Genomic DNA, 20,861 nt, shown 5'->3' on the forward strand with positions numbered 1-20,861 from the left:
AGGGACGAAAGGGACGAAAGGGACGGACCAGGAGCTGCGGTGGGTTGTGGGGGTGTTGGAGGTCGTTTCAGGGTTCCGGCGGTTTGGCGATATCGACGGAGCGCTGTTTGATCACGGAGGCGCCGCCGCGATCTTCGAGGCAGGCGGCCCAGTGGACTTCGCCCATGCCGGGTTTGAGCAGGTCCTGGAGGAACACCGGCCGGTCCACGATGACCGGTGCGGCGTCCCCGACCCGGAAGGAGATGGTAAGTCCGGTGGGGGGATGGAGCAGGTAGTTGGGAATGAGCTGGCCCGGGCCGAAGGTCTCGGCGTACTGGTTCACCGGCACCTGGTTCTTCTCGATGGCCTGGCCCAGGGAATCGGTGATGACCTGGCCGTGCCGGGCGTAGAAGGTCACCCGGGTGCCTTCGGGCACCTCGATGAACCGGGGCCGGTTCTGGATCTCCTGGCGGAGCGCAGGGTCGGTTTCGGTCCGGTTGTACGGGAATTCGCCGTGGCCGGAGAGGACGGTCTGCGCCTGGCCGGCATTCTCCGCCTCGCGCCGCTGCGCATTCCTGAGGAAGCCCTTCACGCCCCTGTGCGCCACCATCGCCCGTTCGGGTTCGAGTCCGGTCGGATCCCGGTAGGTCAGCGGGTTGTTGAGGACGAAGGCGTAGGCGTTCAGCGACTGGGGATTGCCGAGGAACTCCGCCCGTCGCCCCGGATCGAGAGCCGACGGTTCGGCGTAGAGGGGATCGGGCGAAACGAACCGCCCCACTTCCACCGCGACCTGGCGCGCCTCGAAGGCGTGCAGGTCCGCTTCGGCCTCCTTGCCGTTGAACCCGAACGGGGTCGCCACCGCGAGATCGCGCCGCACCCGGCGCACCTCCCCGAACGGATGGTAATCGATTTCCTCCACCAACCGCCCGAGCGCGTCGGTGACCCCGATCACCGAACCGAGAGGGTCCGCATGGAGATACCGCCAGCGCGCCGGGTCCTGGGCGGGCGTGGCCGGAGGCGTGCCCCGGACGAAGGCCGCGGCGCCCTGGGGCAGAAAGCGGGGGAACGGTCCGTCGGCGGGCGGCGCCCCCTCGTCGTTCCAACGCGCCACCCAGCGCTGACCGGACGTCTCGAACCGCCAGACGGATGTCCCGTTCCATCCAGCGGCGTCGAGGTCGATCGGAGCCAGTGCGGCGGCCCCCGCGAAGCCCTCCGTCGTGGTCCGTCCGGGCTCTTCATGGTCCCCGGCGAACCCATGCAGGATCCAGGTGAACGCCCGGTTGGCGCGGACCCAGAGAACGGTTCCGGCGGGCAGGCTGAGCGCCGGATTGAGGGCTCCAAACCGGCCCGCCCCGGCCTCCCACACGGCAATCGCACCGATCCCGGATGCCTCCCCGGTCTGCAAGGTGACGTCGGACGCCGGCAGCTCGACGGCGAGAGTGACGAGGTTCCATCCCTTGGCCAGCCTCAGGTATTGCCGGCGCGGCCGGGCCGAGAAGGACCCCGTGGTCTGGAGCCGTCGCGATTCGCCGTCGTGGACATACTTGGTCGGAGCTTCGTTCTCGCGGACTTCGAAGTGGCGGTTCACTTCGAGGACCACGGACGGTGCCCCTCCGGTGCCGTTGGTGTCCGTGCCGCGCGGTTCGCGATGCCGGCTGACGCGCCGGTCGGCGTGGTCATAGGTGTACAGGTACCGTTCCCGGGGCGTCTCGATGCCCACGAGCCGATTGCGGAAGTCCCAGCGGTACGCCGTGTCGCCGCGCCGGACCAGGTTCCCGTTGGGGTCGTACTCCAGGGTCAGTGCGGGTCCGGTGTCGGGTCGGATCTCCGTCAGGGCATGGGGCCCCGGATGCGCGGGATCGGCCCCAACCCGGCCGCTCGATCCACGCGCCCCACCGTGGTGCAGCGTGCCGGGGCTGGAACTGCCCTCCGTTCCCGGAGTCGAAGGAGGCGTCGCCGTTCGGGCGATGAGATTCCCGATGCGGTCGTAGCGGAACCCCATCGTCCCGTCCGGTGATTGTCCGTCCGCGCCGCCGCGATACATGACTTCCGTGAGCCGATGCCGGTCGTCGTAGGTGAACTCGCGGGTCCGGCCTGGCGAAGCGGAACCTTCCCCAACGGGGGAGGAACGCCGATCGTCGATTCCCACCACGTTGCCGGTGCCGTCGAGTCGGAAGGCCAGATCGAAGAACGGCACCGCCCCGGGCTCGCCGGGGACCGTGCGGCTGGACCGGAGACGCAGTCGCGCGTCGTAGGTGTGGGTGGTGCTCACCCCGTTGCCGAAGGCGACGCGGGCCGGCAGGTCGGCGGCGTTGTAATCCTCCACCCGGTACACCACGCCCGCCGTCTCGCCGCGGATTGTCTCCAGCAACCGGCGCTCGTTGTAGCCAAAATCGACGGCGTCGTTGTCCGGGTACACCAGCCGGGTCAGCCGGTCGAGGGCATCGTGCTCGAACCGTGTGAGGAACGGGACCAGTTCCCCGTGGAGCGGATCCCGCACCCGCTTGAGCAGCCAGGTCGTGCGCCCGCGGTCGTCGTAGGATCGGTGTTCCTCGCCGGAAAGATCCCAAACGCTCGCGAGCTTGCCGCGGGTGTTGGCGGGAACGCCCCCGGTGTCCGCGCCCGGAAACGAGGCCGGCCCATCGTGGAAGTACACCACCTCCGGCCGGTTCTCCGCGGTGATGGGCAGCGCGGGATCGTAGCGGAAGCCGGCCGGAAACGGCAGGTCGTCATCGAGGTCATCCTCCGTCCGCATCCGGTTGGCACCATCGTAGGTGTAGCGCGTCTCCCGGCCGGACGCGTCGCGGGTGCGGACCCGGTTCGAGGCGGCGTCGTATTCGAACTCCGTCCGGCCCCGATCGGGATCGTCGAGGAGGACCAGACGTCGCAGCCCGTCGTAGGCGTACCGTTTCACGTTGCCCAGGGCGTCCTCGATGCGGACGAGCTGGTCGTTGGCGTCGTAGGTGTGTCGCGTGGTCCAGGTGCGCAGGGTGGGATCGGGACCCGCCCCCTTCGGATCAACGGGCGCCGTCGAGGTGCCGTCGTCGTTCAAGCGGGTGATCTCCTCGACGCGCACCAGGCGTCCGAGTCCGTCGGTGTCATGAACCACCGCCGTGTCGCGATGGGGCGAGGTCGGCGCGGTGGCGTTCTCGTCGATGAACCGGGTGGCCAGCGGCGTGTACGCGCGGCGACGTTGAGTGCCGTCGGGATGGGTTACCGAAAGTTCGCGCAGGGTGGCGTCCCAGGCGTGCGTGGTGCGGGGCGCCTCATCGAGACCAAGGATCCGCTCGACACCTTCCTCCTCGAACCGTCCGGTCCAGCCCGGCGCGTCGAGGGATTCCCAGGCCAGCCGCGCCTCGAGAGTCGCGCCTTCCACCTGGCTGAAGAACGGATTGAGCCGGGCGGCGATTCCCTGTCGTGCATTGAACCGGACGGCGTCCCGCACCACCACCCGCGCCGGGCCTCCGGGCGTGGCCGGCTCGGCTTCCAACCGGGTCTGGCGCGGACGGCCGAGTCCATCGAAGTACTGTCGCGCCCATGGATACGCCGCATCGTCCGTGAGCCCCGGTGGGGCGTCCGGCGCGACATCCAGACGGCGGGTCTCGACGAAGTTCACCCGCCGGCTGGCGTCCGTTCCGGCGGCTTCTCCGTGCCCGGGCAGGGGAACCGGCACCGCCACGCCATAACTGAACACGCTGGTTGGCCGGTCGGCGGCGTCGCCCGGTTTGAAGATGCGCACCAGACGCGCCAGGGCGTCGTGTTCGTACCGCGTGCGATGCCCGTTGAAGTCCGTCGAGCTGCTCACCACACCGAACCCCTCGTCGTGGCCGGCTTCGAAGATCAGGGGCTCCGAACCGCCTCCGACATGGAGCGTTTCCCGAACCGGGTACGACCGGAAGCGGGGATCGAAGGTGACTTCGCGCCCATGCCCGGCCGACAGATCGAGGATGCCGCCCGGGGCGACGGCCAGGGGATCGAGACTCCACACCCGGTTGCCGAAGGCATCGTACCGGTACCGGGCCGCCTCGACGAACGCCTCGGGCCGGTCCGGATGCACCCATTCCCGGCGCAGCGTGAGAAGGCCGGCCGTCACCGAACCCGGGTTCGATCCGGAGAACGTCGGGTCGTCGTAGAAGGATTCCGAGCGCGAGAGGACATGGCCCGCGAGGTCGGTCGTCTCGATGCGGTGGGGGAACCGCACGAGCCAGTCGCGGGTGTTGATCGCGTGGGTCGCCTTCACGATGCGCTCGTCCCCCAGCGCCGAGGGATCGTCGCCCTCGACGACTCCGAACTGCGCCTCGAGCGTGGCATTGCCGTAGGCATCGAACTCGAACCGCGTCCGGATCGTGCGCGGCGGACCGCTCCCCAGTTCGCGGACGATCCGGGTGCGCTCGACCGGCGCCACGTGGGTCACGGGCACGCCGTTGGTTCCGAGGTGGAGAACCCGTGGCGGATCGGTCCACACGGTCGCCTCCTCCCAGAACACCGCGCCGTCCTCCGTCTCGTGCGATTCGCGCAACAGCCGTCCCTTGCGCCCGGCGAACCCGCGTCCGGTGTCGAACTCGGACCGCACCACCAGGGTGGGCGCACCGGCATCGCCCACCCTCCGTTCCTCGACCCTTGCGAAGCCCCGGAACTCCCGTTCCGCCGCGTCGTAATAGCCGTCCCCGTAGCGGTACTCGGTGACATACGCGTCCCCGAGCGAATCCTCGGTGACCACCCGGGCGACGAGGTTCATCGAGAACGGCAGCGGATCGTTCCAGGGCCGGCCGACCCCGGCATCCTCCAGGGCGTACCGGGTCGAGGTCCGGTACTCGATGCGGGTGACGCGCCCGATCCCGTTGTCGATGCGGGTCAGGAGATTGGCGGCAGGCACACACCCGAGGCGTTCCCCGAGATCCACGGCGAGCAGGCGCGGTTCGGAATCGCTGTCGGCATACACCAGGTCGGCGGTGCCGTTTCCGTTCAGGTCCGCCCAGCGCACCGTCGGCGCGAGACCCTGCCCCACGGGCATCCCGGTGACCACGCGACGCGGTCCGAAGGTGCCGTTGCCGTGGTTCAACCAGAACCACAACTGCCCGGGCGCGGCGCGTTCGAGCACCAGGTCGGCCAGGCCGTCCCCCGTGACGTCCTCGAGCCGCGCCCGACCGACCTGGACGTCATCGAGGGGTCCGTCGGGAATGGGCATGACGACGGGCGCGGCGAACCGGCCGTGGCCGAGTCCGGCAGTGACCTGCACGGACGCCGGGCGCACCCGGGCGACATCCATCACGCCGTCGCCGTTGAGGTCCGCCAGATGAACGCCGGAGGCCTCGAAGTCGAACCCGTGCTCCTGCGCCACCGTGACCGGGCGGCTGAAACGTCCGCCCCCCCGATTGAACCAGATCCGGTAATCCGCGCCCCCGGCGTGGGGGAGGCTTTGCACGATGTCCATGCGCCGGTCGAAATCGAGATCCGCCGTCCGCACCCCCGGCGTGTCGAAGGGGGCGGGCGGCGGTGCATCCGTCAGGCTCATCGCCTGTCTGGGCCCCCATCCGGCCCGGCCATCGTTCGCGTAGTACCAGACCTCGCCCCCGGCACTGCGATGCACCAGGTCGGCGAGTCCGTCGCCATTCATGTCGGCCAGGTGCACGGGTTCCCCGAAGGAACCCAGATCGAGATTCCATGCCCGCCCGTCCGCGACGGCCACTTCCACCGGCGGATGCCAGCGGACGAAGGTTCCCGCGTCCGACCCGACCGGACCGGCATTGAGATGAACGCGGTGCGCGCCGCCGCCGGGGACGGTGCGAAGGAGGTCCGGCAGGCCGTCGCCGTTGAGATCGACGAACTCCACCGAGGGATCGTCCACGGCGCGCGGCGGTTCCCCGATGCCCCCGATCCAGTGTCCCGCGGCCGAGACGGTGTCCGGAAGCTCGCACGAGGTGTACTCGAAGGTCGCCGGGGGAAGCGCCGTGACGCCGTCGGCGCCGACCATCTGCACGGAGGCCAGGAGCGATCCCGGGAAGCGGTCGGGCCGGACCGGCCGGTAGCCGAGTTCATAACGCCGCACCAACCGGTCCGGGGTGCCGTCGCCATTGAAGTCGCCCTCGAGTTGTCCGGGGACCGGCTGCGATCCGGCGCCCTGCGTGCCCACGACGACGGAACGCAGGCGGCGCCCGGTGCGGACCAGGAACCCGGCGCGTCCGTCCTCGAACGGGTCGGGCCGGTCCTCGTACTCGAAGCGGACGAAGTGGAAGTGGTCCCAGGGCGGTGCGCCCGGTCCCCAGGCCATGCCGACGAGGTACCGTTGATGGCGGTTCGCCTCCCCGGGATGCCCGGCCCAGTGCCAGGTCTGGACATTCCCGTGCGGATCGACGCGCCGTTCGAGGAGCCAGCGAAAGACCCGTCCCGTTTCCGGTTCGGCCACGCGGGCTTCCGGAGTGAGACCGAACTCGATCCGGACACCCTCCGGCAGGGTGGCCTCCCAGCCGCCGTCGCGCGGGCGGTAGCGGATGAATCCGCCCTCGTTCTCGCGGAACCGGGTGCCGTCGGCGAGGGGCACGAGCTGTTCGCCGGACTCGTCCACGAAGGCATCGGGTTCGCCGGGTTCATCGATGCCGTCCGGTTCATCGACATAGCGCGGGATGCCGCGGTCGGCGCGCCGCTGGACGTACGGCAACGTGAGGGTCCAGCCGAACCCGAGCGGCCCGTTGCCCAGGCCGCCTTCGTGATCGAGGCGCAGTTCGGGTCCCGGACCGCCCGGGCCCGGCGGCAGGCGCAGGGGAATGGCATGCCGGGCGGTGCCGGTGTTGAGGGTCGGTTCGAAGGAGGCGCCGAGGCCTTCGATGGAACCCGGCCCGGCGGGCAGCGAGATGGCGTTGGGTCCGACCCCGTTCTTGTCGGCGCCCGCCCCGGGCAGCGTCAGGGCGAGGCAGACGGCGAGGACGGCCGTTCGCGGATCAATGGCCGGCATAGGAGTAGGTCTGGAAGAAGACCTTGATGTCGGTGACGCCGTTGCCGTCGCGGGTGCCGTTGGGCAGCAGGGCGCCCTGGATGAAGCGGGCGAGTCCTTCGTCGCGGTCGGTGTGCAGCGTTCCGGCCGGGATGATGAGGAGCCACTGGGTGTTCCACACCGAGCGACCGATCAGGCGGCTGTCGTGACTGGTCTCCGACGGAAGGAAGCTGCCGCTGTCGTGGTAGGCACGGAAGCGGGCGAAGCGGCGCGGTTCCGCGAGATCCCCCACCAGGGAATCGTTCATCGGGATCCAGTCCCGCTGCCCGAGGCTTCCGGGACTGAGCGGGAACGGCACCGGCAGGGCCTGGTCGAGGATGCGCCATTCGCGGGTGATCCCGCCGTGGGCGGAAGGCGCGCGCAGGATGTCGCTGCCGGCGGGGACGAGGTACACGCGGGGCGTGTTGATCATGCCGCCGCCGAGGTTGTTGTAGTTCGCGAACCAGACGCCGACGGAGCGGATCTTGGTGGCGAAGTGGGTCGAGTCGTAGTCGTTGTCGCCACCGCCGGCGGGCCAGCCGAAGAAGTTCTGTCCGAAGTTGACGGTGGTGCCGAAGGGGATCACCAGGCCGGGCTCGACCGGCAGACTGGGCGTGAAGGGAATGCAGTAGCGGCGGTATTCCGGGACCTCGAGGAGGTTGGGAACCACGTGCTGTTCGAGGGCGCGCCGCCAGTTGGCCTGCCCCGCGGCGCCCGGTTGCACGCGGAACAGTTCCGAGCGCAGCGAGAAGCGGCCGGTCTCGGTCTGGGGATTGTTGAACCCGAGCTGGCCCTTGAGGACCAGGTCCCAGTTCCCCTGGAGCCGGGCCAGCGGATCGGCGAGGCCGGGATCGCCGCGACCGTTGCCGGTGAGGGGCTGGCCGTTCTGGATCAGGCCCAGCGCGCGCGACCGCACGATGGCGTTCATGAACGCCTCGCCCGGTCCGCGCGGATCGTTCGGGGCGAGGGCGGTCTCGAAGTCGTACGCCCGCGCCGCGAGGTACACGTAGCGGGCCGCCAGGTCGAAGGCGGCCCGGTACTTCTGCAAGGCGTCGTTCCGGAACACCCGGAAGGCCATGTCCTTGTACCGGTGGGCCTGGACCTGGGCGGCGGTCTGGCGACGGAACCGCAACCGGTCCTCGAGCAGACGCTGGCCGTGCGCGAGCACCGCCGCGTAACGCCCGGCCGATTGCAGGACCACTTCGCGGAGGGTGAAGATCTCGAGCCGCACGAGGGCCTCCTGCCGGACCAACTGTTCGAGCAGGGCCACCTGCTGGCGCACCGCCAGTTCGTTGCGGAGCGTGGTCACCCGGATGCTGGCGAGCTGGTTCGCCTGATCCCGGGCCTGCTGATGCTTCATCTCCTCGAGTTCGGCGTCCTTGGCGTTGGCCTGGTACACCTGCGCCGTGAGCGCCCCCAGACCCAGCAACGAACCGCGCGCCACCGAGGTGACGTCATTGGCCAGGCCCACCGCCAGCGGCAGGGCCTCGGCAGTGGCCTCGGTGATCAGATTGTGAAAGGCCATCAGCGCCATCTGGTTTCGCTGCGACGCCCTCGCCCGCCGCATGCGCTGGTCGAGGTCGCCGACGGTTTCCAGGGTGTCGTCGTAGATCCGGATCTCCTCGCGATTCACCCGGTGCTGCGCCAGCAGTTGCGCCGCCTGCGCCTCGATCTGGTCGAGCAACGAGCCGTACTCGGTCACCACGCGCTGGAACCGGGCCCGGGTCTGGAGGAACTCGGACCGTGCCATCTGGATCTCGCCCGGCGCACGGCGGCTGCCGGTCCAGGAGGCGGGTTTCACCAGTCCAAGCCCGCTGGTCGAGAGATGGAAGGTGACGTGGCGGACCGTCGCCTCGATCTGACCCTGGGGCCCGACCGTGTGGTCCTTCAGATCGACCGTCAGGGTCTCGGTCGGTGGCGGGCGGATGCCCAGGAGTTCGGAGGCGTCCACGTACTCGAAGTGGTACAGGTCCGGGCCGCTGTACCCGGACGGATAGGTGCCCGTGGGCCCGATGTCGTCGGAGTACGGATAGCCGAAGACCTCGATCAGGCGGTTCTCGAAGTCCGCCTCGCGATCCTCGACCTGGGCGCGGAAGGTGCCGACCTGATCGGCCTGCTGGCGCAGGAGCTGGGTGGCGTTGTTGGCGTGGTTGAAGACCGCGATGGCGTTGTTCATGGCCTTCACCGCCCGGTCCTGGATCTGCTCGAAATGCGTGCGGCCCTGCGCCACCCCCGCGGGGTCGATGTCGAAGGGCACCACGTTGCGGGCGAGGCCGAGCGGATTGAGCCCGAGATCGGCCTGGTCCACCTGGCTCTGCACGTCCTGGAAGGCCGCCGCGATCTCGCGCAGTTCGAGAACCGTGGTGCGGTCGATCTTGCGGATGCCGGTGTGCCCGGGGTTCGGGTCGAGGTCGGGCAGGATGGCGTTGGCCACGACCCAGTCGAAATAGGCGCCCTGTCCCGCGCGGCTGCCCCATTCCGCCAGACCCCAGGCCCGCTCCGGCCGGGTGTCACGGTAGCCCTGCCATTGTCCCTCGGGATCCTCGACGTAGTGCTGGCGGTAGGTGAGGTTCACGATCTCCGCCCCGGTCTTCGCGCGTGCCGATGCCGCGGTGGCGAATTTCCGTTCGTCCAGGTAATCCACCGAGACCGGCACCCCGCCGACCAGCACCGCTTCGGCGCGCGGCACCCAGGTGAAGTGGGGACTGCGCAGGAGCCGGTAGTAGTTCTTGATGGCGGTCAGGTAATGGCCCCAGGCATCGCCGTGGCCCTGGGGATACAGGCGCCTGGCGTCGGACTCATCGAGGATCCCGGCGATGTCGCCGTCCTCGTCGCGGATGTTGTAGTTGAGCGCGTAGGCCATCTCGCCGCCGGTCAGGTCGCGGGTGAAGTTCCAGATCAGGCGGTTGTAGGTCGGATGGGTGCGGACGCTGGGAAGGAGCGAATCGTCCCGTCCGCGCAGCAGTGCCAGTTCCTCGTGCAGCAGCGACGGCACCTGGTTCTTGAAGCAGTGGATCGACGACGCCTCCGAACCGTAGGTGCCGTGGGCCGTTCCGAAGGCGATGGTCGGATCGGCGGCGTCGGCGTAGGCCTCGTTGCCCAGCAGCATGTACAGGTCCGCCAGACGCCCCGCGGCCAGCAGCAAGGCGTCATTGGCCGGCGGGTAATCCACCGCCGGCGCGCCCTCGATGCTGAGTCCGATGCCGCGCTTGAGCACGGTCTCGTACGCCTCGATCAGCCCGGCGCCGTTGGCGGCGTCGAGGTTGAGGGCGATGTCGCCCACCGAGCGGGCCCCGGCCTGGGAGATCATGCTGACGAGGGTGTTGACCTCGGCGTTGGCGTAGTCGCGGACGCGCTGCTCGAACGGGTTGATCCCGCCGAGGACGCGTTTGATCCAGCCCTCGGCCAGCATCGGGTCCGTCCAGTCGCTCCATTCCCCGCCGCACGGTCCGCCGGCGGAGGTCCTCCGGTACCGGCAGATGAAGTAGTTGTCGCTCAGGGTCAGGAGACCCGGTCCCTGGAGCGTGATGTCCACCGCGCCCTGCCCGCTGGCGGGCTGGGGAACGAACAGCGCCCATTGCGAGGGCGGCTGGGTGGAGGGCAGGCCGTCCACCGGCGGAAGCGTGCGCCACTCGAACACGTGCTCGCCGCTGCGCCCGGCGAAGTCGCCGCTGTGCCGCAGGGTCAGCTTTTCCTCGAAGGGATTGTCCGAGGGAATGACCTTGATCTCCCCCCGGTAGAGCGGACACGTCACCCGGATCACCGCCAGGCTCACGGGATCGGCCGGCGCGTTCAGACCGGGATGATTCCCGAATGCCAGGGTCACGAAGCCGGGCGCCGTGGCGAACCCGGCGGTCAGGGCCAGCGAATCGAAGTCGGCGGCGGAGGCCGGGACTTCGATGGGGGCGGAGGCGAGGTTGGCCAGTTGTGAGAGGACCTGGTCGAACGCCGGATCGTTGCTCAACGCCAGCAGGGTCGAGCGTTCGCGCTGAGTGAGGACGTTGAGGAGGAGATGGGATTCCCCGGCGGTCGGTTCGATGAACTCACCCCGGAACACCAGCCTCCGTTCCACCGGTTCGTACCGGAGCCGGTTGCGCAGGCTCGGCGGCAGTTCGCTGAAATAGACCCGGCCGGACCGGGTGTGGGTGGCAACGTCACCGGGAAGCGTGTCCAGGCTCACGGAGACTTCGCGGGTGGGATCGATCAGGCGGACGCTCGCTCCGAGCCCCTGCGCCGAGGCCTGCTGGTAGAGAATCTCGACGCTCGTCTGCTGCGCGATGTCCGGCAGGCCGAACTTCGGTTTCACCAGCGTCTCGCCCACCCGCAGTTCGGGGGCGTCCGGCCAGTTCACCGTGAAGGCCACCGGATGCGGCACCCCGGGGGTCCCGGCGCGATGGTCGAGCAGCGGGAGGTTCGTTCCCGGCTGGGGCGGGTTCGGTCCGGGCACATGGAACCCCGGCTGCATCGGGTAGAAGAACCGCATCACGATCTCCGCCGGGCCGCCGTCGCTCCCTGCCGCGCGGGCCCAGTGGAACTTCTTCCGGTCCCGCCAGTACGGCCCGGAGACGCCATGGCTCTGTTCCGCCACCTGAAGCGTGCTCAGGGGGAACGGTGGTTGCAGCAGGGTCCCGGCGGTGGCGTCGTACCGGAAGAAGTACGGCGCCTCCTCGGCCACCACGGCGAACACCCGGATCCGACCCTCGAGCCCGGCGTCGGGATCGCGGTAGCTCATCAGGACGAACGGCTCCGAGGTCTCGGCGGTCGCCAGGTCGTCGCGCAGGGCGAACAGCGCCTCGCCGCCGCCGAACGGACGCCGCAGCGCATGTTCATCGTTGGGATTGTACCCGGGCAGGCCGGGATCGTTCTGGTGGTAGAGTTCCCAGCCAACGTACCGGGCCGGATCGATCTCCCCCGTGCCCCGCAGGCTGGCGATGACGATCCGCGGCGCGTCCGTCGGCCACTGGGGACGATACCGCACGGGCTGCGAAGGCCAGCGCAGGGTGTTCGACACTGCGGTGCCGCTGGCCGGGTCATGGAGCCGGTCTCCCACCCGGTAGTACGCGATCACCAGATCGTCGGTGTCGGTCGAGGGCCGGTCGCGATTGACCGGGATGATCGGACCGGTCCGGGCCGCACGGTCATGGAACCCGGGCAGCGCGCAATGAACGCTCCCCGCCTGGACCACCCAGGGCCCGCCGGCGGCGGGATCGTGATAACCGAAGGTGTCCACCACCGGCTGCCCCACGAGCGCCGGGACGTCGTCGTGCAGGTGCTTCGGATCGCTCCAGGCGATCGCCTTCACCAGCAGGAATCGGATCGGGCCTTCCGCGGGATTGCCGGGCGCGACCATCACCAGATTGCGTCCCGGCGTGGCCGCGAAGAACCGGCGCTGGGACTGGACCTCGTCGGGGTCCACGCCGCCGCTGGTGGCGAGCAGTCGCGCCGTGGCGAAGGTCCCCCCATCGCTCAGATCCACGGGCGGCGCGCCGGCGACATGGACCTGGTACCGGGCATCGTTGGTGGACCACACGCCGAAGGCCTGGACGTTGTTGGTCAGTCCGTTCAGGAGCGGCCAGCTCACCAGCACGTCGCCCGTGCCGGTCAGGAACAGCTTTTGCGAAGGCACATGCCAGAAGCCCGCCCCGACCGGTTCGACCCGCGGACCGCCCTGCGGGAAGGCGCCCGAGACATCCACGTTGTCCGGGCGCGGCATTTCCGAACCGACTTCGTACCGCACCACCGGCAGGTCGTAGAGATACACGCTGCCGGCATCCGGGCGCACCGTGTCGTCGAACGCCGCCCCCGACGCGACACGCCGTTCGTCCACCGCCGCCAGGGCCCCGGCGAACTGGTCGTTCGCGCCCGGCGCCGGGTTGTCCACCGTCCCCAGATGCACGCCGTCGCCGTTGAACACATGGAACCGCCCCGCGCCCGGCGTTCCGTTCACCGTCTCGAGCGGCGCGCCCACCAGGAACCGGTCGGCATCAAGCGGGGCCAGGGTCATGCCGAACCCGCCCGATTCCGCCGGCACCGGACTCTGGAAGGTCCGCAGCATCGCGCCGCTCGCATCGAAGAGGAACACCAGCCCCGCCCCCTGGTTGGTGCGCGGCCCGGTCGGCGCGAGGTACACCACCGACGCCCCGGGCGCCGAAACGAGAAACCGCCCGGCCCCGAACGGCGCCAGCGCCCAGCCGAAGTTCTCGTTGGCCCGCGCCCGCGGATTGTGAATCGTCCGCAGCCGCGTCCCCGCGTGGTCGTAAAGATAGACCGAACCCGAGCCGGACCCGGCGGCGTCCTTCAACGCCGCCCCGATGACGAGCGTCCCGTCGCCGACCCGGGCGATGGAGCCGCCGAAGTTGTCGTTGATCTGCGGTTCCGGGTTCGGAACGGTCGCCAGCGGGACGGTCGAACCGGCCTCGAAGAGGTACACGACACCCGCTCCCGCCGCGGACCCCACCGCCCGTCGCGGCACGCCCACCGCGTAGCGCATGCCTCCGAGCGGGGCGATGACCGATCCGAACCGGTCCTGCGCGCCGCCGGTGCCGGCCGGATGGTTGAAGGCGGTGACGTAATTTCCCGCCGCATCGAAGAGCGCCACGGCGCCGGCGTCCTCGCCGCCGATCAGGTTCCGACCGGGCAATCCAATCACCAGGCCGCCGTCCTCCAGGGCGGCCAGGGCCGTCCCGAAGAAGTCCTCCGCCCTGCCGTTGGGCATCTGCAACAGCCGCACCGGCGCGCCCTCCAGGGTGACCACCGCCACCGCGCCGCTGTTGGTGGTGGTGACCGACACCTGCGGCGCCGGACGCAGTTCGAACCTGTCGTGGAGCGGGATTCCGTTGGCGAACCGGTCGGTGCCCAGCGGCACCAGGGCGGCGCCGTACCGGTCGCCGTCGCCCCGCGGTCCCACCGAGGGCCCGGAGATGCCGTTGTTGAGGGTGTGGACGGGCAGGATCGACGCGGTGCCCGGAAGAATCAGCGGGCACGCGGCGACCGCGAGCAGGGAGAGGAATCGAAGGAGGTTCATGGGTCGTTCGGTGAAGGGTTCAACGGCCGTCGTTCAACACGGGCACGGCCGAGGCCCGCTGGAGTCGGAAGGTCCCGAAGACCTGCAAGGGATGGCGGTGCAGTCCGTCGATGCGTTCCCGGTACCGCCCGCCCAGGTGAAGGTCGCCCCAGCCGGCCCAGGGCAGGCCCTCGGGATCGTCGTCGGTGAATTCAAGGGTGACGGTCCGCGCCACCCGGAACGATTCGCGCCCCTCCGGCAGCGCCGCATCGAACCGCTCGGTCAGGTTGTCGTGATCGGGATGGTACCGATGCACGAACGGGTTCAACGGATCGTCGTGCTCCACCACCACCTCGCCCGTCAGCGTGCCCGTCCCGAACGTGCCGCCCCCCAGGAGGACCGGCGTCCCGGGACCGAAGGCCGCCGAACTGAGCCGTCGCCCGACCCCCCGCCCGTCCCGCACCGCCGAGCCCGAGTACTGCGACGCCAGCGCATCGTCGGTGAGCAGCACCGTCCGCCCCGGTTCGTCCACGATCCGGCGCCCCGGGTTTTCGGGGTCCGGCCGGTAGGTGGCCGGTTGATGCATTTGAAGGACCTTCTGCAACAGGCGCGCCCGGCCTTCGCCATCCACATGGACCAGCAATCGGAATTCGAATGCCGCCGGGGTCGGACGCGGCAGCGTGGGGTTCCCCGGATGCGAGGGCTGGTTCACCGCCTCGATTCGCGCCGACCCGACCCACAGCCCGGCCCGGCCCGACGTCGTCGCACCGCCCTGCGCCGCTCCGACCGACGTTCCGCCCGCCACCCCGGCCCGGGCCGCGGAAACCGGAATCGTCCAGCGGCCGCCCCCGGACTCGGTGACCTCCAGCAGGCTCTGGAACAACGCCGACGCACCGCCGGAGGCCGGCAGGTCGCGACGTCGCACGGCGATCCGAAGGCGCCACGTTTCCCCCGCCGCCAGGGTGCGTTGGAGCGCTGCGGTCCACGGTTGCCACGCGGGTTCGCCCGCACCCGATCCGGCCACCCGGTACGACAACGGCACCGGCCCGGCCACCGGAGTCTGTCCGGCCGGCGCCCCTGCCGAGGCGATTGGCGTCACGGTGACGGAACGGGACTGCGCGCCGCGATGGACAATCAGGATCTCCTGCTCGACCAGGTCCCCGCCAAACAGCAACCCCGTCCGGTCGGTCAACCGCACGTCCACGGGTCCGGCGAAATCCGAGGCGCCGGCCGTCCGCACCCAGAACGCCTCGCCGGGTCGCATGGGGGCGTTCGCTGTGGGAACGGGTTCCCAACGACCCGTCGTTCCCAGACGCAGAACCGGCTGTCCCGCATGCGCGGACGATCCGGCGAGGAGGTCGCGGATCGAGGGAGGATTCGCCTCGCGCACCGCGAAGCCGGTGAGCGTCCACGAATCCGGCACCCAGGCCGGCGTCCTCAGGACCGGGCGTCCCGTGACGGTCCACGGGAACGGCGCCGTGCCGTCCGGGATCCGCACCAGGTACGCCCGCCCGCCGGAGAGGGCGTGCAGGGAGGTTTGCCCGGCGGCCGGATGCTGGGGCGGGAGATAGGTCAGCCAGTCCGCCTGGCCCACGATGAGTTGGGTCGGGTCCTGGATGAACTCCGCCGACGCGCCGCTCCGGTTCCAGGCCCAGACGCTCTCGACCGGCAGTCCGGCGAACAGCGCGTCGGACCCGGCCGGTTCGGGTTGGACCTCGAGATACACGGCGTTCCAACCGGGCCGGAGTTCCACGGTCTGCTGCCGCCACTGGGCGGGTGCGCCAACCCCGATCAGGAGCGCGGCGGCCGTCAGGGTGTGTCGAAGGAAGGAGGGATTCATGGCGATGTGCGGAAAGGGAGGTTCAGGGGTCGAGTTGAATCCGGTAGAAGTAGGTCCCCGCCGGGTTCGCGGTGCCGTCGAGGTAACTGTTCAGCGGCGGGGTCGCCTCCAACCCGCTCCCCACCACCGCGAACCCCGCGCCGTCCGGCCGCAATTCGGCCGCGCGCAGAACCCGGTACCGCCGCCCGCCCGCGCTCGACCAGCGCACCGTGAACCCGGCCGGTCCCCGCGCGACGCTGACGATCGCGAACAGCGAGTTGGGATCCGTGGGGTCGGTCCCGGCCAGGTACTCCTCGAGGTTCGTCAGTCCGTCGCCGTCCGGATCCTCATCCGGATGCGCGTTGCCGCCGGGGAAGTACTGCTCCTCCCAGACGTCGGGCAGTCCGTCCCCATCGGAATCGGCGAGGCTCCCCGCGAACACCAGATCGACACGCTCGACGCGCCCGCGCCGTTCCGGCGACAGGACGAACGAGCCGGGCGCCGCAGCGAGGCTCAAGGGCTGCCCGTTCAGGGTGACGGTCGCCCGGTCCACCGCGACGGCCGGCTCCACCATCGGCAGCGCGTCGTTCGACAGCGGAGCCCCGGCCATCGGCGCTTCGCATCGCAACCGCAGCACGTAGCTGAACTGGTCGTGGAGATTGGTCAGCGCGAGGGACACCGTCCGCGCCGGGGCCCCCGCCACCTTCAGTGTCCAGGACAACGTGCCGGCCGTGAGCCGGACCGGCGGACCCGCATCGTGTCGGACGACGGTGCCGTACCAGACCAGGTCGGGTTCGGGGATGCCCTCGGCCCGCGCTCCGGGCCAGGGTCCCAGCAGAACGCCCGCCGCGGCGGCGGCCAGCAGCGGGCGGAGGAGAACAGAAGGTTCGGGTTGCATGACGGCTCATCGATACCTCGACGAACCGCCGTCCGGGCACTGTGCGACGCGCGCACAGCGGTGTGCTTCCGGCGCACAGGCCTCACCCCTCCTCGCCCAGTTCCCGCTGCCATTCGGGATACACCTCCGCCGCCAGTTGCCCCCTCTGGATCAGGTCCCGCAGATCCCGGATGATGGTCTTCCGCGACACCCGGTAGTCCCGGCTGAACTGCGAAATGTTCGGCCGCTCGGAGGAACCCCGCAGGCTCTTCAACAAACCGTGCTGCCGCGCCAGGCGTTCCGTGAACCGACGGTCCGGTTCGTCCGGATCCGACTTCTCCGAATGCTCCAGCGACTGCAGCAGCCGCACCGCCTCGCCCAGGCCGCACTCGGTCACCGCGATCTCCACGGTCCGTTCCAGCTCGTCCAGGTCCACGGGTTTTTCGAGGACGAAATGCGCCCCGCGCGGACCCTGCAACGCACGGAGCTGGTCGCGGATGGCGAGGGTCCCGGACACCACAATGACCGGCACATGCGCCGCCGCCGCCTTCAGTGCCGGCAGAAAGTCCACCCCGCGCTCGCCCTCGGCCAGCACGTGGTCGAGCAGGATCGCATCCGGCACCCCGTCCGCCAGCGCCCGGAGCGCTGCGGTGCCGTTGCCCACGCAGGTCAGCCGGTAACCGCGCAGCGCCTTCGAGTACAACCGAAGCTGCTTCGGGTCGTCCTCGACTATGAGTATGGAGGCCTTCGGGGTCGCGCTCATCGGGTCCATGCCGTCGTCATGCTACCGCTTCCAGTCATTTCCTTCACTGTGCGTCCGGGGCACAGGGCTGGATCCACACCATCGCATCGTCTCACCGCCCGTCCGATCCCGCCGCCGTTCCGCCTTCCCCTTCGTCCACCGGCACCCACACCCGGAACCGTGCCCCGCGCCCGCTGCCGGATTCCAGGGCCAGGCCCATTCCGCCCTGCACAGCCAGGTTGTACACCATCGACAGCCCAAGCCCCGTCCCCGGCCGGGTCGCTTCCGATTTGGTGGTGAAGAAGGGTTCGAACACCCGGTCCCGGATCTCCGGCGGCACTCCCGGCCCGTCGTCCTCCACCAGCACCTCCACATGCCGCGACGCCCGCCGAGGCGGCAACACGAATGTTCCGTCCGCCTGGGTCCGCAGCCGCGTCGCGATCCGCAGCCGCCCGCGTCCCTTCATCGCCTCGGAGGCATTCACGATCAGGTTCAACAGGATCTGTTCGAGGCACGCCCCCCCCAGGCTCACCGATGGCAGGTGCCGGTCGAGTTCCAGCGTCAGCGCAATCCCGCCCAGGAACTCCCGGCTCAACAGGGACACCGTCTCCTCCACCAGCTCGTCCACATCCCGTCGCGCCGCCTCGTCCGGACGGGCCCGGCTGTATCCCAGCATCGAACCCACCACCTGCCGGCCCTGCTGCACCGCCTCCTCGATCGTCGCAACATGCTCCCGCACCTCGTCGTTCCCCGGCACCTCCCGGCCGATCAGCTTGTTCGACATCCGGATCACCGACAGGAGATTGTTGAAGTCGTGGGCGATCCCGGCCGCCAGCGTGCCCAACGCCCGCATCTTCTCGCTGTGCAACAACTCCACCCGCGCCGCCTCGAGTTCGCGATGGCGCCGCTCGGAAACGGTCTCGGCTTCGAGATACTGCCCCACCAGGTACCGGTGCCGCCCGAGGACAAACACCGCGAACACCCCCGCCAGCACCACCGCCCCGACGCTCAGCACAATCACCGGAACCTGCCCCGCCCCGCCGTCCGCCGTGTCCGCCGTCCCCCCGGACTCCCATGCGGAACGGGTTTCCCAGTCCAGCCCCAGCCGCGTCAGTTCCAACCGCACTTCGTCGAGGTCCCACAGGTGGATCCCGCGCAGCAGCCCCGCCGTCGCCAGCCAGCGTCCGTCGTTCGACAACCTCAGGTGAAAGATCCGCTGCGACACCGGCGCCGCGAAGGCGGCCAGGGCGTCGCCGGTCGCCAGGTCGATCCATTCCGGCACCTCGATGCTCCGCAACGCCATCACCCGCGTGCCGTCCGCACGAAACGCCGCCTGCCCCCGTACCCCGCCCAATTCCGGCCGGACCAGTCTCCGGCCCGGATCGTAGTCCTTCGTGTCGTAAAGCCGGTAGTTCTCCCCCTCCGCCGTCACCAGCCAGCGCCCATCCGGACTGAACCCCACCGCGCCCTGCGGCCCGCATCGTCGGGCCAGGCGCCCCGTGCGCGCATCCCACACACTGACGTCCTCGTCGATCCCGCCCCAACCGAGCGCCACCCGGCTGCCGTCCATCGAGACCGCCACCCGTGCCGATCCCGTCGGGCTCGCCGCACTCGGCGTGTAGCTGTATCGCCGCATGTTCTCCAGCACCACCGTCCCCTCGTCTCCCGTCCGGTCGAGCACCACGAACCGGCGATCCTCCAGTTCCGCCACCAGCCACCGCCCGTCGCCGCTCAACGCCGTCAACACCGGCCCCGCGGCGTACGGCCACGCCACGGGCTCCGCCTCGCCGAACCGCGGCGCCCGGCCCGCTTCATCCAGCCCGATGGGGATCCGGTCGATCCCACCCCCGTGCGCCACCAGCAGTTCCTGCTCGTCCGGCCCCAGCGTGACCCACCGCGCATCCGGACGCGCCAGGACCCCGGGCCCGCCCCCGCCCGCGAGATCCCACAGATGAATGCGCCCCCCCGCGTGGCCCATCAGCACCCGCCCCGCCAGCCCCATGTCCATCGCGATCACCCGCTGATCCCGCGCCCCGGCCGTCGGCAGAATCCTCAACCCGCTCCCCTCCCGGATCCGCCATCGGCCCAGCCCCTTCCCGCGCTGCCAATACCCCACCCCGCTGCCGTCCGGGCTGAACTCCAATCCTTCCCCGCCATCGACCCGCACCTCCTCCCGCCCATCGAGGCACGACCAGATCCGGGTCACGCCGCTCGCCACCGAAGTCAGCAACCGTTCGCCCGACGGACTGAACCGCAGGTCGTGCACGCCCTCCGCATGACCCTGCAGGACCAGCGGCTGCTCGGCGTCGCCCTCCCACAACAGGACGTTCCCGTTGACGCACCCGACCGCCAGCCGCCGCCCGTCGGGCGACCACGTCAGCCCGCTCGCCATGGCCGGCAGCCGCAACGTGCGCACCACCGTGTCCCGCCCCACATCCCACCAGCGCACCTCCCGGCCCGCCGCCACGGTCATCACCCCGGTGCCCGGCTCAAATCCGATCGCCGCCGCCCACGCCGCGCCCGTCAGCCGCAACTCCCGCCCCGTCGGAAGATGCACCGCCGCCACATCCTCGCGCCGTTCGGGCGAACTGAACCCGAGCCAGTCCCCGTCGGAACTCCAGGCCGGCACCGCCGGCACGCCCGTCAACCGCGTCGCACGCCGGTACAACAACGCCCCGGTCTCCAGATCCCACGCCGCCACCGAACTCGTCTTGAACCCCACCGCCATCCGCCGCCCGTCCCCGCTGAACGCCCACCCCTGCACCACCTCCCCATCGCTCCAACCCGCGTCCCCCGCCGTCCAGGATCCCACCAGCCCGCCTCCCTCCGTCCGGTACACCCGAAGCGCGTCGTGATCCCTGTACACGGCGTACATCGCCAGCCCGGGCGAGAACCCCAGCCGCGCCGACCGGTTCGTCTCGCCAAACACCCAGCCATCCGCCTCCAGATCCGTGAGGGCCAGCGTGGCAATCGCCTCGTTTCGCAGCTCCAGCGAACGCCGTATCCGGGCCGCCCCCGCGATCGCCGACAACGCCTCGGCGCGCCGCCCCATCCCCAGGCTCAGCCGCAACGCCCGCGCCTGGGCCACCTGCGCATCCCACAGCCGGTCCCGCGTCTCCCGCTCCGCCGCCTCCGCTCGCCGCTGTTCCCGCGCCGCCCGCACCCCCGCCAGACCCGCCGCCAGGGCCAGCACCACCACCGTCGCCAGAATCCCCGCCATCGCGCTGTGCGTCCGCAGCAGGCTCCGCCGCAACGACGCCCGCCGCCGCTGCCACTCCGGCGCCGGGGGCATTCCCGGCTCGTTCCTGGTCGCGTTCCCGTTCAATCGTGTCCGTGACCCACCCTAGCCGGTGCCCCGACCCAGGGGGAGTGTGCCTTCCGCGCACAGGGACCGTCGCCCGCCGTCCTCCTGCCGTGCATCCCGAAGTTGTGGGGAGAGGTGCGAATTTCGCGAAGCGTCGTCCCGAAGGG

6 protein-coding genes are annotated in these 20,861 nt (G+C 70.3%); all 6 read right to left on the reverse strand.

Annotated features, from left to right (window positions below):
• Positions 1–67: 67 nt before the first annotated feature.
• A complete protein-coding gene (locus KF833_01340; protein MBX3743929.1) occupies positions 68–6,931 on the reverse strand; it encodes a VCBS repeat-containing protein in 6,864 nt (2,287 codons plus the stop codon).
• The gene (locus tag KF833_01345; protein MBX3743930.1) at positions 6,918–13,973 is read right to left on the reverse strand and encodes a hypothetical protein; all 7,056 of its coding nucleotides are present in this window, start codon (positions 13,971–13,973) and stop codon (positions 6,918–6,920) included. The genes KF833_01340 and KF833_01345 overlap by 14 nt, the downstream gene beginning before the upstream one ends.
• A 19-nt stretch (positions 13,974–13,992) precedes the next feature.
• A complete protein-coding gene (locus KF833_01350; GenBank protein ID MBX3743931.1) occupies positions 13,993–15,792 on the reverse strand; it encodes a hypothetical protein in 1,800 nt (599 codons plus the stop codon).
• Positions 15,793–15,814: 22 nt separating this feature from the next.
• Complete coding sequence (locus KF833_01355) at positions 15,815–16,669, reverse strand: hypothetical protein (GenBank protein ID MBX3743932.1); 855 nt, start codon at positions 16,667–16,669, stop codon at positions 15,815–15,817.
• A gap of 82 nt (positions 16,670–16,751) precedes the next feature.
• Entirely contained in the window at positions 16,752–17,411 is a 660-nt protein-coding gene (locus KF833_01360) for a response regulator (GenBank protein ID MBX3743933.1), read from the reverse strand.
• A 91-nt stretch (positions 17,412–17,502) separates the two neighbouring features.
• Complete coding sequence (locus KF833_01365; GenBank protein ID MBX3743934.1) at positions 17,503–20,682, reverse strand: hypothetical protein; 3,180 nt, start codon at positions 20,680–20,682, stop codon at positions 17,503–17,505.
• Positions 20,683–20,861 lie beyond the last annotated feature (179 nt).

It is taken from the genome of Verrucomicrobiia bacterium (assembly GCA_019634625.1).
Lineage (GTDB): Bacteria > Verrucomicrobiota > Verrucomicrobiia > Limisphaerales > CAIMTB01 > CAIMTB01.